Origin of the sequence: Tenacibaculum aquimarinum (assembly GCF_022478115.1) — a bacterium.
GTDB lineage: Bacteria > Bacteroidota > Bacteroidia > Flavobacteriales > Flavobacteriaceae > Polaribacter > Polaribacter aquimarinum_A.
On record NZ_JAKGSC010000007.1, the window covers coordinates 72877 to 87473 of the forward strand.

Annotated in this window: 13 protein-coding genes; 10 read left to right on the forward strand and 3 right to left on the reverse strand. The window is 31.3% G+C overall.

Annotated features, from left to right (window positions below; translation table 11 throughout):
* Positions 1–6 precede the first annotated feature (6 nt).
* Entirely contained in the window at positions 7–1734 is a 1728-nt protein-coding gene (locus L1S33_RS11910) for a sodium:solute symporter family protein (RefSeq protein WP_240562488.1), read from the reverse strand.
* Between the two features lie 124 nt (positions 1735–1858).
* Between L1S33_RS11910 and pfkA the strand changes: the two genes are divergently transcribed.
* The 4 genes from pfkA to L1S33_RS11930 all read left to right on the forward strand — a co-directional run bounded on the left by pfkA (position 1859) and on the right by L1S33_RS11930 (position 5399).
* Positions 1859–2842: a 6-phosphofructokinase gene (gene pfkA / locus L1S33_RS11915; RefSeq protein WP_240562489.1), complete on the forward strand. Its 984-nt coding sequence runs from the start codon at positions 1859–1861 to the stop codon at positions 2840–2842.
* A 19-nt stretch (positions 2843–2861) separates the two neighbouring features.
* Positions 2862–3854: a type I glyceraldehyde-3-phosphate dehydrogenase gene (gene gap, locus L1S33_RS11920; RefSeq protein WP_240562490.1), complete on the forward strand. Its 993-nt coding sequence runs from the start codon at positions 2862–2864 to the stop codon at positions 3852–3854.
* A 179-nt stretch (positions 3855–4033) separates the two neighbouring features.
* Entirely contained in the window at positions 4034–5026 is a 993-nt protein-coding gene (gene gap, locus L1S33_RS11925; RefSeq protein WP_240562491.1) for a type I glyceraldehyde-3-phosphate dehydrogenase, read from the forward strand.
* A 10-nt stretch (positions 5027–5036) separates the two neighbouring features.
* Positions 5037–5399 (forward strand): methylglyoxal synthase, encoded by a 363-nt coding sequence (locus L1S33_RS11930; RefSeq protein ID WP_240551887.1) that lies wholly within the window; start codon positions 5037–5039, stop codon positions 5397–5399.
* Between the two features lie 56 nt (positions 5400–5455).
* Here L1S33_RS11930 and L1S33_RS11935 read toward each other — a convergent pair whose 3' ends face one another.
* Positions 5456–5836 carry a Rid family detoxifying hydrolase gene (locus L1S33_RS11935; RefSeq protein WP_240562492.1) on the reverse strand — a complete coding sequence of 127 codons (381 nt, stop codon included), beginning with the start codon at positions 5834–5836 and terminating at the stop codon, positions 5456–5458.
* A 58-nt stretch (positions 5837–5894) separates the two neighbouring features.
* On the reverse strand, positions 5895–8606 hold the full coding sequence (locus tag L1S33_RS11940) for a putative LPS assembly protein LptD (protein ID WP_240562493.1): 2712 nt from the start codon (positions 8604–8606) through the stop codon (positions 5895–5897).
* 126 nt (positions 8607–8732) lie between these two features.
* Between L1S33_RS11940 and L1S33_RS11945 the strand changes: the two genes are divergently transcribed.
* The 6 genes from L1S33_RS11945 (at position 8733) to menA (ending at position 14584) form a co-directional block, all read left to right on the forward strand.
* Complete coding sequence (locus L1S33_RS11945; RefSeq protein WP_240562494.1) at positions 8733–9794, forward strand: N-acetylmuramoyl-L-alanine amidase family protein; 1062 nt, start codon at positions 8733–8735, stop codon at positions 9792–9794.
* Between the two features lie 65 nt (positions 9795–9859).
* The gene (locus L1S33_RS11950) at positions 9860–10825 is read left to right on the forward strand and encodes an MlaD family protein (RefSeq protein ID WP_240562495.1); all 966 of its coding nucleotides are present in this window, start codon (positions 9860–9862) and stop codon (positions 10823–10825) included.
* A gap of 11 nt (positions 10826–10836) precedes the next feature.
* Positions 10837–12153 (forward strand): (Fe-S)-binding protein, encoded by a 1317-nt coding sequence (locus tag L1S33_RS11955; RefSeq protein WP_240562496.1) that lies wholly within the window; start codon positions 10837–10839, stop codon positions 12151–12153.
* Between the two features lie 92 nt (positions 12154–12245).
* The gene (locus L1S33_RS11960) at positions 12246–13025 is read left to right on the forward strand and encodes a (Fe-S)-binding protein (protein ID WP_240562497.1); all 780 of its coding nucleotides are present in this window, start codon (positions 12246–12248) and stop codon (positions 13023–13025) included.
* A 14-nt stretch (positions 13026–13039) separates the two neighbouring features.
* Positions 13040–13645: a hypothetical protein gene (locus L1S33_RS11965; protein ID WP_240562498.1), complete on the forward strand. Its 606-nt coding sequence runs from the start codon at positions 13040–13042 to the stop codon at positions 13643–13645.
* Positions 13646–14584, forward strand: coding sequence for a 1,4-dihydroxy-2-naphthoate octaprenyltransferase (gene menA, locus L1S33_RS11970; protein ID WP_240562499.1), 939 nt, complete (start codon positions 13646–13648; stop codon positions 14582–14584).
* The last annotated feature ends 13 nt before the right edge of the window (positions 14585–14597 follow it).

The window sequence follows — 14597 nt, forward strand, 5'->3', positions numbered from 1 at the left end:
AAATAATTACTGAATTTTTTTCCAAATTTTAACAAGTATTCCCATACAAATTACGGTTAATAAACTTAAACCTAAGGCAAGTTGTGTTTTTCCGTAAATCCAATTTCCGGTAGCAAATAAAAAACTATAAACCCCAATTGTACCAACAATAAAGCCTAAAATTTTAATGCCAATATTTTTGAATTTATCTTCACCTTCAAAAATTAAAGTATTAAAATTTTCAAGAGTTTCTTTTTTAGTAGGTTTTGTTAAAAGTGTTACTAAAACCCAACCAATTGTTGTAATTACTACACCAATAATTAATTTCCAATAACCTGCTATTTCTATCATTGGAGTTTCCATTTTTCCGTTAATAAAAAAGAAAAGTGCAATTAAAAATGAGATTAACATAGCAGCAATTTCACTATATGGATTTATTCTACTCCAAAACCAACGCAAAATAAATAACAAACCAGTTCCAGCACCAATTTGTAATAATAAGTCAAATACATCTTTTGCAGATTGTAAGTAAAAAGAAAATAAAGCAGCACAAACCATTAGTAGAACTGTAGTCGTTTTACCAACAATAACTTTCTGTTTTTCGGTTGCTTTTTGGTTGATGAATCTTCCGTAGAAATCATTAACTATATAAGAGCTCCCCCAGTTAAGTTGTGTGGAAATTGTACTCATAAAGGCAGCAATTAAAGAGGTTAAAACAATACCTAATAATCCTGCAGGTAAATAGGTCATCATTGCTGCATACGCTACATCATGTCCTTGCATTTCTGCAGATAAATTTGGGAAAGTAGAGTTAATGCTTTCTAAATTAGGGAAAACAACTAGTGAAGCTAAACCAACAATAATCCAAGGCCAAGGACGCAAAGCATAATGAGCAAAATTGAAAAATAAGGTTGCCCAAGTTGCATTTTTTTCATCTTTAGCAGCTAACATTCTTTGTGCAATATAACCACCACCACCAGGTTCTGCGCCTGGATACCAAGTGCTCCACCATTGAACAGCAAATGGAATAATAAATAAAGTAATTAAAGCTTCTTTGTTAGAAAAATCGGGTAGCATTGCCAATTGTCCACTAACATTTTCGTGCGTTAATAATTGTGTTAATCCCCCAATTTCAGGTAAGTTTACAATGTAAATTGTTGCCCAAACTGAACCAATCATTGCAATTATAAATTGAACAAAATCAGTAATTAAAACACCTTTTAAACCTCCTAAAGATGAATAAATAACAACAATTATAGATGAGTATAATAGCATTTCGCCTTGTGAAATTCCTAATAAAATATTGGCAATTTTAGCTCCAGCCAAACAAACTCCAGCCATTGTAATAATATTAAAAATAACACCTAAATATATTGCTCTAAAGCCTCTTAAAAAACTAGCAACTTTACCAGAATACCTAATTTCATAAAACTCTAAATCTGTTGTAATACCTGATTTTCGCCATAATTTAGCATAAAAAAAGACAGTTAACATTCCTGTTAGTAACATTGCCCACCAAACCCAGTTACCTGAAACTCCATTTTTTCTAACCAACTCTGTAACTAATCCAGGAGTGTCTGCAGCAAAAGTTGTTGCAACCATTGAAACTCCTAATAACCACCAAGGCATATTTCTTCCAGATAAAAAGTATTCCGAAGTATTTTTACTTGCTGTTTTAGAAACCCAAAGTCCAATTATTAATGAGAAAAGAAAAAATCCACCGATTATACTATAATCCAGAGTTGTTAAATTCATGATGTTAATTTAGGGAGTTAAAAGTAGGTAATTATTTCTTTAAATCTTCGTTAAATTAGAAAACGATTTCGTAAATATTTAATTTAAAGTGATAAATATTAACTAATTTTGATACTCAAATAATATGGGAAAAATTAAAAAAATAGCAGTAATGACATCTGGTGGAGACTCACCAGGAATGAATGCAGCAATAAGGTCTGTAGTTAGAACTTGTGCTTATTATAGAGCTAATTGTGTTGGTATCTATAGAGGTTATGAAGGTTTAATTGATGGTGACTTTATAGAGTTAACTGCAAGGAGTGTTAATAATATTATTAACAAAGGAGGTACAATTTTAAAATCAGCTAGATCAAAAGAATTTAGAACCAAAGAAGGAAGAGCAAAAGCATACGAGCATCTAAAAGAACAAAATATAGATGCAATGGTTGTAATTGGTGGAGATGGATCTTTTACAGGAGCAGTTGTATTTAATGAAGAATATAAGTTTCCAATAATAGGAATTCCAGGAACTATTGATAATGATATTTTTGGAACAACACACACTTTAGGTTATGATACTGCTTTAAACACAGCAGTTGAAGCTATAGATAAAATTAGAGATACTGCCTCATCACACAATAGATTATTTTTTGTAGAAGTAATGGGAAGAGATGCTGGTTTTATAGCATTAAATGCTGGAGTTGGTGCAGGAGCAGAAGAAATTTTAATTCCTGAAGAAGATTTAGGATTAGATAGAATGTTAGAATCTCTTAAGAAAAGTAGAAGAGCAGGTAAGTCATCTAGTATTGTAGTTGTTGCAGAAGGAGATAAATCTGGAAGAAATGTTTACGATTTGGCTAAGTATGTAGAAGAAAATTTGCCAGAATATGAGGCAAGAGTTTCTGTATTAGGACACATGCAAAGAGGTGGTTCGCCTTCTTGTTTCGATAGAGTTCTTGCAAGTAGATTGGGAGTAAAAGCAGTAGAGTTATTAATAGATGGACAAACCAACTTAATGGTAGGTTTAAAAAATAATGAAGTTATATCAACAGAAATAAGTGAAGCCATTAAAGGCGGTCATACCATAAATATGGAACTATTAAGAGTTTCTGATATTATGACCACATAAATTTAAAAACAATTATAAAATGATAAAAGTAGGAATTAACGGATTTGGAAGAATAGGTAGATTAGCATTTAGATCTGCAGTTAAAAAAAGTAATGTACAAGTAGTTGCAATTAACGATTTGTTAGATGTGGATTATTTAGCTTACTTACTAAAATATGATTCTGTTCATGGACGTTTTGATGGAGAAGTAGAAGTTAAAGACGGTCAATTAATTGTTGATGGTCAGACTATTAGAGTTACTGCTGAAAGAAACCCAGAAAATTTAAAATGGGATGCCGTAGGAGCAGATTATGTAATTGAATCTACAGGATTTTTCTTATCAAAAGAAAAGGCAGGTTTACATATTAAAGGAGGAGCAAAGAAAGTTGTAATTTCTGCACCTTCACCAGATGCACCAATGTACGTAATGGGAGTTAATCAAGATTCAATGACAGCTGAAGAAACTATCATTTCTAACGCTTCTTGTACAACAAACTGTTTAGCACCAATTACAAAAGTAATTAATGATAATTTTGGTGTTGTCGAAGGATTAATGACAACAATACACGCTGCAACTTCTGGACAAGATGCTGTAGATAGCCCAAATAAAAACTGGAGAAGAGGACGTTCTGTTTTAGCTAACATTATACCAACTTCTACCGGAGCGGCTAAAGCAGTTGGAAAAGTGATTCCTGAATTAAACGGAAAACTAACAGGAATGGCAGTTAGAGTACCTACTCCAGACGTTTCTTTAGTAGATTTAACAGTAAGAACAGAAAAGGCTACAAGTTTAGCAGAAATTATTGAAAAGTTTGAAGAAGCTTCTAAAGGTTCTTTAAAAGGAGTTTTAGGTGTAACAAATGAGCAAGTTGTTTCTCAAGATTTTGTATCAGAAGTTAGAACTTCTGTTGTAGATGCTGATGCTTGTTTAGAGCTTAATGCTAACTTTTTTAAGATAATTTCTTGGTATGATAACGAGTTTGGTTATGCAAATAAAATTGTAGATATGTTAGTACACTGTGCTAAACTATAGTTACTTTTTTTTATTAGATATTTTTATCTCATTTAAGAATAATTTTTAACAGTTAATAGGCCTGGTAGTTTTTTAAACTATCAGGCTTTTTTTATAAAGAAGTTTTATATTTGTAAAGTGTAAATTTTAGTATCAAACACACAAAAGTAAAAGGTATTTAAGCTAAAAATAAAAGGAGAGTGATTAAGGTAGCAATAAATGGTTTTGGTAGAATAGGAAGACTAGCATTTCGATCAGCAGTACAAAGAAAAGATTTACAGGTAGTTGCAATTAATGATTTATTAGAAGTAGATTATTTAGCATACTTATTAAAATACGATTCTGTCCATGGTCGTTTTAACGGAACTGTAGAGGTTAAAGAAGGAAATTTGGTAGTAAACGGTAATACAATTAGAATTACCGCAGATAGAAATCCAGAGAATTTAAAATGGAATGAGGTAGATGTGGATTACGTAATTGAATCTACAGGTTTTTTTACAGCAAAAGAGAAAGCAGCGTTACACATTAAAGGTGGAGCAAAAAAAGTAATTATATCTGCACCTTCTGATGATGCAAAAATGTATGTTATGGGTGTTAATAATCACCAATTAACAAAGGAAGAAACTATTATTTCTAATGCATCTTGTACAACAAATTGTTTAGCGCCATTAGTTAAAGTAATTGAAGATAACTTTGGGTTAACTGAAGGTTTAATGACAACGGTTCACGCAGCAACATCAACACAAAATACTGTTGATGGTCCAAATAAGAAATGGCGCAGAGGTCGTTCTGTTGTTAATAATATTATTCCAACTTCTACCGGAGCAGCAAAAGCTGTAATTAAAGTAATGCCTAAAATGGAAGGAAGATTAACAGGTATGGCGGTAAGAGTACCTGTTGCTGATGTTTCTTTGGTAGATTTAACTTTTAAGACAGCTAAAGAAACATCAATGAAAGAAATTTTAGCAACATTTAAAAAAGCTTCAGAAAACGAATTTAAAGGAATTATAGGTTATACTGAAGATGAGGTGGTTTCACAAGATTTTGTTTCAGAAACAAGAACTTCGGTTATAGATGCTAATGCTTCTTTGGAGCTTAACGCTAATTTTTTCAAACTAATTTCTTGGTATGATAATGAATTTGGTTACGCAACTAAAATTGTTGATCTACTAGAATATTCAGCATCATTATAAAAAAATAAATATGGAAATTGCAATAATAGCACACGATGGAATGAAGGCAGAAATGGTTCAGTTTTTAAACGAGCATAAAGCTATTTTAGACCAAAAAAACATCAATTTAATTTCTACAGGAACTACTGGAACAAAAGCAGAAAAAGCAGGTTTTGTTGTTACAAAATTTTTGTCTGGACCGCTTGGAGGAGATGCTCAAATAGCAAGTAGAGTGGTTGAAGGAAAATGTAATATGGTGTTGTTCTTTAGAGATCCAAATGAAAAACATCCTCACGAACCAGATATTACCATGTTGTTGCGTTTGTGTGATGTACATGATGTTCCATTGGCAACTAATCCATCTACAGCAGAACTATTAATAAAAGCTTTATAAACAAAAAACCACACTTTTTAAAAGTGTGGTTTTTTGTTTATAGGAAAGCTGTTGAATTATTTAATAGCAATCATGCTAATTTCTACATTTACAAACTTTGGTAAATTTGCAACTTCTACCGTTTCTCTTGCAGGTGCATTTTCATCATTAAAAAAAGTACCATAAACTGTGTTCACTTTTGAAAAGTTATGCATGTCTGACACAAAAATTGAACTTTTAATAACGTTTTCAAAAGTCATATTTGCAGCTTCTAATACAGCTTTTAAATTATTCATAACTAGCGCTGTTTCGTGTTCAATAGAATCTAATTCTAACTCACTAGTTTTTGGGTTTATAGCTATTTGACCTGAAGTATAAAGCGTATTGCCTACTAAAATGGCTTGATTATATGGCCCAATTGGAGCAGGTGCTTTATTTGTTTTTATTATTGTTTTCATTGTTTGTTATTTTTAAAAGTTAAATAGTTCAAAAATTTTAATTCTTGTTTACTGTTTACTAAAAAAGTACTCTGTCACTTGGTTTATTTTTTTCCCATTTAAGATCACTTAATGCAGATGCTTTAACACCAATAAAGAAATTATAAGAAGAGTTAGGTCCAAATGGTGTCCAGTTAAAGTTAAAACGCCAGCTATCTAAATCTCGTGAAAAAGAAAGTCGAGTATAGGTGAAATCACTATTATCAATGTCGTAACCGGAAGAAAAGCCAACATTCCATTTTGGGGTTAATTCAAAATCACCACTAAACATAATAGAGTTGTTTGTTATTCCGCTAGTTAAACCATTGTTAGCGTAATTCATTGCATACACTAAGTTTAATGTCCATGGCACTTTAGCATTGTATAGCTTGGTTTCTTTTGTACTATTTTCATTGTTGTTCTGTCTGTTTCCTAAATCATTTGGAAATTGATTAGAGCCAGGTAAATTGTTTCCAAAAACATCAGGAGTGTCTTGCGCTCCGTTTCCTTTATTGTTTTGATTGTTGGAATTAGAAGCATTTTTACTTTCGTCTTTCTTTTCAAAGTCTTTGCTAGATAACGAATAATTAGCTGTTAAACCTAATTGAGACATTCTAAAAATATTGTCATTAAACTTATTAATACGTAGCCCTTCATCATTTACCTGATATGGGTCTAGTGTTGCATTTACATTTAATGCAAGTTTATCTTTAAAAAGACGTGTTCCTGCATTAGCAGTTACGGGACTCCAACGTAAACTATCAGCAGCAATATTGTAGCTTGTGCTAAAGTTTAAGTTGTTTAATAATGTTATTTTTTCATCTTCTTCATCACTGTCAGGATCTTTTGGAGCCATTTTAGCTTCTAAAACATTATTTAATTGAATACCAATAGAGTTAGAAACACCGCTTCCTGGAGTTCCGTATATTCCACCTTCAAAAGGAGAATAGGTTAAAAGATCTGTAGGGTCAATACTTTGTTGTACCTGTAAGTTATGTTTTTCAGCAAAATCCGGCCTATAACCCCAAGAAACAGAAGGTCTAAAAGTGTGTCTTATGGCTTTTAGTCTCCCTTTTTTAAAGTTAAATGTACCGTAAATATTTGTTGATAAAGAAACACCTACATTATAGTTGTTAAATCTATTAAAGCCGCTTATTGTGTCATTAACAATAGCGCCATTTTCGCCAGAAGTTGGATCAAAACGTTTATTTATTTTATCAAAATACCATGTTTCAGAATAGTTAATACTTGGCGATAAAGTAAAATATTTAAAAGCTTTTAAGTTTGTACTTGTTCCTGTTGCATGTTTTACTCCTGATTTAGCTTCGTTAAACATTTTTGGTGTAAGAAACTCATCGTCAGTTGTGTTAATTCTGTATTCACCTTGCATACTATACGTGAAACCCATTTTTTGAATAGGATTTTTCTGAATACCATCTTTTCCAGCAAAGGGATAAATTCTATCCATATTTACTTGTAAAGAAGGTAAAGTCATGGTAATAGATTCTGTATTTGTATTTTGAGAATGTGTTGCTGTAACATTCATGTTAAAAGGAGTTCCTACAAAATTTCTATAATAAGAAATGGAAGAACTTAACGTATTTGTTAAAAATTGAGAGTTGTTAAACTCGTTTTGAGATTGTCTATAATAAGTACTACTTCCTAAGTTTACTGAAGCAGAAAAACGTGCATTGGGGTTTGCTTTATTGTCTTGACTATGGCTCCATCTAATATTAAAGTTTGTAGCTTCGCTGTAATCACTTAGACCAAGAATACTTTGTTTTATATTTTCGAAACGAACACTAAAGTTTCCGCTAAACTTGTATCTTTTGTAGTATTGAGAGTCAGTTCTTAAACCCCAACTTCCGTTTGTGTATAAATCCCCAAGAACAGTAAGATCAAAATAATCACTCAAGGCAAAATAATAACCTCCGTTTTGTAAGAAAAAGCCTTGTGAATTACTTTCTCCCCAAGAAGGAATAATAAAACCAGAAGTTCTTTTGTCTGATAGTGGAAAGTAAGCAAAAGGCAGGTAAAACGGTGTAGGTACATCTGCTAAAACCAAATTACTCCCACCAACAATAATTTTTTTTCCAGGAATTAATTTAGCTTTATTTGTAGCAATATAATAATCTGGATTGTCTTTTTTTGAAGTAGTAAAACGTAAATTACGCATGTAAATAGTTGAATCATTTACTCGTTTTGTTTTTTCTCCATAAGTAATAATTTCTCCTTGAACAGTTTTTACTCCATAAACTAAGGCTTTTTTAGTTTTAAAGTTAAATAAAATTGAATCCTGTTCAGATTCTTGATCACCTTGCTTAAAAAATGGACGTTGTTTGTAGCCAGTACTATCTTTAATTCCAGTAGCGTAAACAGTATTGTTTTTATAATCTACAATAATAATACCTGCTTTTAAATCAATATCTGTATAAGTTACATGCGCTTCATTATACAGTGTAAGTGTTTTCTTTTTAGCGTCTTGAAAAGTGTAATCTTTTGCGTCATGTGTTATTAAACCTTCTATAACCCCTTTTGGTTTTATAGAGTCCGTAACAATGGTGTCTTTTTTTGTTAAGTTTAAACTGTCTTTTTTAAAACCAGGAACAGTATCTCTTTTAGAGTTTAAAAGAGTTTCCTCTTTTACAGCTTTAGCATTAATTTTTAAAGGCTTCTTTAAGTCTTGAGCATCAGTGTTTTTTGCTACAAAAAAGCAAAAAAATAAAAGTATGTACGTAAGATTTGTTCGCAATGCTATAAATACTATTTTTGTGGTTTAGTAAATGTATGGCTCAATTATTGAAGCACCAAATTTGAAAAGCCAAAATTAGTTAATTTTTATGGATGCTATTTCCATTAATCTAGAAAAAATAATATCATGAATAAAATTTTAGGAGTATTTATCGTTATTATTTCATTTTTATTGATTTCGCCTACGGCGGAAGCTCAAAAACAATATACAATTGTCTTAGATGCAGGTCATGGAGGAAAAGACCCTGGTAACCTTGGTAACGGTTATAAGGAAAAAGATATTGCTTTAAAAGTTACTTTAAAGGTTGGTGAAATGTTGTCTGATGAAAAAGATATAAAAGTAATATATACTAGAAAAACAGATGTTTATCCTAATTTATGGAAGAGAGGGGAAATTGCTAATAAAGCAAAGGCAGATTTGTTTGTTTCTATACATTGCGATTCGTATCAGCCAAGACCTGAAGCTCATGGAGCGGGTACTTTTGTTTTAGGATTAAGAGGTAATAAGAAGAATTTTGAGATTGCTAAAAGAGAAAATGCATTTATTGTTTCAGAAGAAAACTATAAAGACAGGTATGAAGGATTTGACCCAAATTCTTCAGAGTCTGTAATAGGTTTATCACTTTTACAGGAAGAAAACTTAGATAAGAGTTTGCAAGTTGCAAGTATTATTCAAACAGATTTTACACAAAAAGCCAAAAGAAAAGACAGAAAAGTAAAACAAGATAATTTTCAAGTTTTAAGAGAAACTGTTATGCCTAGTGTTTTAATTGAGTTGGGTTTTTTAACCAATAAAAAAGAAGGAGCTTTTCTGAATTCTAAAAAAGGTCAGATAAAAATGGCGACTTCTATTGCTAAATCGATAAAAGAATATATAAACCAACTTAAACTAAATACCGTTGTAACTGATGTTTTGGTTGAAAACACTTCAGATGTTGAATTTAAAATACAAATAGCATCAGGGAAAAATAAAATTGCTACAAAACCGTATAACTTTAAAGGTTTACAAAATGTAGAAAGAATTAAAATAGGTTCTTTTTACAAGTATTACTATGGAAACACATCTGATTATCAGCAAGTAAAAAAATCTTTATCAAAAGCAAAACAAAAGGGATATAAAGATGCTTTTGTAATTGCTCTTAAAAATGGCGAAAAAGTATCTGTACAAGATGCTATAAGTAACCAATAATTTAGACCTATTCTTCTTAATTCTAGCAAAATTATTAGTAATATTGCTATTAATAAAATGTAGATATGTCTAGAGAACTCAAAACAGGAATTGTTGCGGTTGTTATCATTGGTCTCTTAATTTGGGGATACAACTTCCTTAAGGGGCAAGATTTATTTAAAGGTGATTCTCGTCACTTTTTTGTAGAATATAACAGTATTCAAGGCCTTAATGAAGCTAGTTTGGTTACCATAAACGGTTTGCAAGTTGGTCGTGTTAGTAAAATAAAATTTAATGATAAGCCAGACAAAAGAGGAGGCCTTTTAGTTCGGTTTACTTTAGAAAACGATTTCGTATTTTCAAAACGAAGTATTGTAAGAATATATTCTCCAAGTCCTTTAGGGGGGTCTAATTTAGCTATTTTACCTAATTATGAAGGCGATAATGCAGTTTCTGGAGATACACTTAAAGGAGAAATTGAATCAAGTTTATTCACTTCAATCGGAGAAAGATTAGATCCAATTCAACAAAAATTAGATGAGGTTTTAGAGGGAGCAGATTCTTTATTAGTAGGCTTAAATCAAGTTTTAGATAAAAAATCTCGTAAAAGTTTAAACCGAAGTATTCTAGGTTTAGAATATACCGTTTCTGATGTAAGAAAAACATTAAAAGGCGTAAATACAATTTTAGAGGACAATCAAGACAATTTAGCAGCTACACTTACAAACGCAAAAACTATTACAGATAATTTTTCTCAAGTTTCAAAAGATTTAGCTCAAGCTAATTTAAGTAAAACTATTAAAGAGTTTGAAACAACATTGGCAAATGTAAACGGTTTGTTATCCAATATTGAAAATGGTAACGGTACTTTAGGAAAGCTAATGACAGATGATAAAATGTACAATAACCTTACCAACGCTTCAAAAGAGATGGAAGAGTTATTAAGAGAAATGAAGTTAAATCCTAAAAGATTTGTTCATTTTTCTCTCTTTGGAAAAAAGGCAAAACCTTATAACGAAGAAAATAATAAAGAAAATACTAGTAATAAATAGAACATAATATAATGCAGTACTTACCAAATTTACTTTTCGCAATAGTATTAATAATAGGCCTTGGTTTTTTTGTGATGAATGTTAAAAAACTCATCAGAAATATAAAGCTAGGTAAAGATGTTAATAGATCTGATAATCAATCAGCACGTTGGAAAAACATGGCTAAAATTGCTTTAGGGCAATATAAAATGGTGCGAAGACCGGTTTCTGGAATACTTCATGTTGTTGTTTATTTAGGTTTTATAATTATTAATATTGAAGTTTTAGAAATAATAATAGATGGTTTATTTGGGACGCATAGAGTCTTTTCTGGTGTTTTAGGTGACGGTTTATACGGGTTCTTAATTGGAACTTTCGAAATCTTAGCAGCTTTAGTTTTTGTTGCGGTTGTAGTGTTTTGGTGGAGAAGAAATATTGCTCAAATTAAAAGATTTTTCAATAAAGAAATGAAAGGTTGGCCAAAGAACGATGGAAATATTATTTTGTATTTCGAAATGGTTTTAATGTCATTATTCATTATTATGAATGCTACAGATGTTCCTTTTCAGGAAGCTGGAATAGGAAATCCAATTAGTCAATTTGTGGCTCCTTGGTTTTCTAACTTTTCTCCAGAAGCATTACATACAATAGAAAAAGGAGCTTGGTGGATTCACATAATCGGGATTTTAATTTTCTTAAATTACCTTTATTATTCAAAACACTTACATATATTACTAGCGTTTCCAAATACATTTTATGCAAAATTAAAGCCCAAAGGTCAATTAGATAATTTAGCATCAGTTACTTCTGAAGTAAAAATGATGATGGATCCAGATGCAGATCCCTACGCTGCACCAGCAGAAGGAGCAGAAGATGAAGTGCCTGAGAAATTTGGAGCTTCAGATGTAACCGATTTAAACTGGGTACAATTAATGAATGCTTATACGTGTACAGAATGTGGGCGTTGTACATCATCTTGTCCGGCAAACTTAACAGGTAAAGAATTGTCTCCTCGTAAAATTATGATGGATACAAGAGATCGTTTAGAAGAGGTTGGTAAAAATATCGATGCAAACGGAGGAACGTTTGTAGACGATGGAAAACAATTATTAAACGATTATATTTCTCCAGAGGAACTTTGGGCGTGTACAAGTTGTAATGCTTGTGTGCAAGAATGTCCAGTAAATATAGATCCATTATCAATAATTATGGATATGAGAAGATATTTAGTAATGGAAGAATCTGCTGCGCCTCAGGAATTGAATATGATGATGACCAATGTAGAAAATAACGGGGCGCCTTGGCAATACAGCCAAATGGATAGATTAAACTGGAAAGACGAAGAATAAAATAATTTTGAATTATTAGTTTTTAGTGTTCAGTAATTCAACTTAAAACTAAGAACTTAAAACTAAGAACTCAAAACTTAAAACTTACAAAGATGAACGTACCAACAATGGCAGAAATGATGGCTCAAGGAAAACAACCAGAAGTGTTGTTTTGGGTTGGAGCTGCAGGAAGTTATGATGATAGAGCTAAGAAAATAACACGTGCTTTCGTAAAAATTTTACAACAAGCTAATGTAGATTTTGCAGTTCTTGGAACCGAAGAAAGTTCTACAGGAGATGCTGCAAAAAGAGCCGGAAACGAATTTTTGTTTCAAATGCAAGCAATGATGAATATTGAAGTGCTAAACGGTTACGAAGTAAAAACAATTGTTACTTGCGATCCACATTCATTCAATACATTTAAAAATGAATATCCTTCTTTAGGTGGTAAATATGAAGTTTTTCATCATACACAATTCATAAAAAAACTAATTGACGAAGGTCGTTTAACGGTTGACGATACTAATTTAAAAGGAAAAAGATTAACCTATCACGATCCTTGTTATTTAGGACGCGCAAACGATGTTTATGAATCTCCACGTGATTTAATTCGTCGTTTAGGAGTTAATTTAACAGAAATGAAACGTAGTAAATCTACAGCGTTATGTTGTGGAGCAGGTGGAGCGCAAATGTTTAAAGAGCCAGAAAAAGGTGATAAAGATATTAATGTTTTACGTACAGAAGATGCGTTAGAAACTAAACCACAAATTATAGCAACAGGTTGTCCTTATTGTAATACTATGATGACAGATGGAGTTAAGTTTAAGGAAAAAGAAAGCCAAGTTAAAGTACAAGACATTGCAGAGTTAATTGCAGAAGCAAATAATTTATAAACACTTAAAAGATTATGAATAAAATTTTCACAATTATTGTTTCTTTATTTATTGCATTAAATTGCTATTCTCAAGATGAAAGTGTTGTAGATAAAGTTGCAAAAAAAACATGTGAGTATTTAGAAGGTTTAGATTTAGGTTCGCTTTCAGCTGATGAAAGGAATATGAAATTAGGTCTTTATATTTTTAAGATGTATGATGAATATAAAGCTGACTTTAACAAAGAGGGTATTTATTTAGATTTGACTAAAGGAGCGGATGAAGGAAGAAAGTTTGGTGTTAAAATAGGGACTAGGATGGCTAGTTTTTGCCCTGAAGCTTTAATGATGTTTGCTAATGAAGAAGGAGGGGAATCTGATGAAGAAAAATTCTCTGTAAAAGGGGAATTGATAGAATTATCTGGAATTGAAATTAGTAAACTTTCATTAAAAGATAATAAAGGTAAAACACAAAAATTTATTTGGATAAATAATTTTGAAGGCTCAGATAAATTGATAAATGAAGAATTTATTCAAGGTTTAAAAGTTAAACTTCATTATAGAAATGTTGAAATTTATTCTCCTAAACTAAAAGAATACATCGTAAAAAAACAAATTTCTAAAATTGAGTATTTAGATTAAATGCTAAAAAACTACATAAAAGCCGCACGTTTAAGAACTTTACCATTATCGGTTTCTGGAATTATAGTTGGAGCTTTTTTGGGATTAGAAGCTTTTTATAAAGATCCAAATGCTTATCGAGGCTGTTTTGGAAAATCAACAATTTTAGAAAGTGAAATCTTTTGGTTAGCAATCCTAACAACAATAGGTTTTCAAGTACTCTCAAACTTCGCAAATGATTACGGAGACGGAATAAAAGGAACCGACGATAATAGAGAAGGAGAACAAAGAATGGTTTCTTCTGGAGCAATAACTCCTAAGCAAATGAAAAGTGCAATGTTAGTAACTGCAGTTTTAAGTTTGTTTGTGGCGTTGTTGTTAATTTATGTTTCCTTCGGAAAAGAAAATTTTGGGTATTCAGTATTATTTTTAGGTATTGGAATTGCTTCAATAGTTGCCGCAATAAAATACACAGTTGGTAACTCTGCTTATGGTTATAGCGGATTTGGAGATGTTTTTGTATTCATTTTTTTCGGAATAGTAGCAACTGTAGGAACTTATTTCTTGTACACAAAACAATTAAATTTAGAGGTTTCTCTTCCTGCAATTTCAGTTGGGTTGTTATCAACAGCAGTATTAAACCTCAATAATATGCGCGATAGAATTAACGATGCAAAAGTTGGTAAAAACACATTAGTCGTTAAAATAGGAAGTCAGAAAGCAAAAATATATCATTACGTATTAATCGTTGGAGCATTAATTTCAGCAGTTACTTATACAGTTTTAAACTATAGCTCACCAGTACAATTCATATTTCTAATCGCATTTATTCCGTTGTTTTTAAATATGATAACAGTTGGTAAGAATATTATTCACTCAGAATTAGACGGCGAACTTAAAAAAGTAGCATTAAGCACATTTTTGTTTGCAATTTTATTCGGTTTAGGGCAAGTTTTGTAATTTTACAAATATC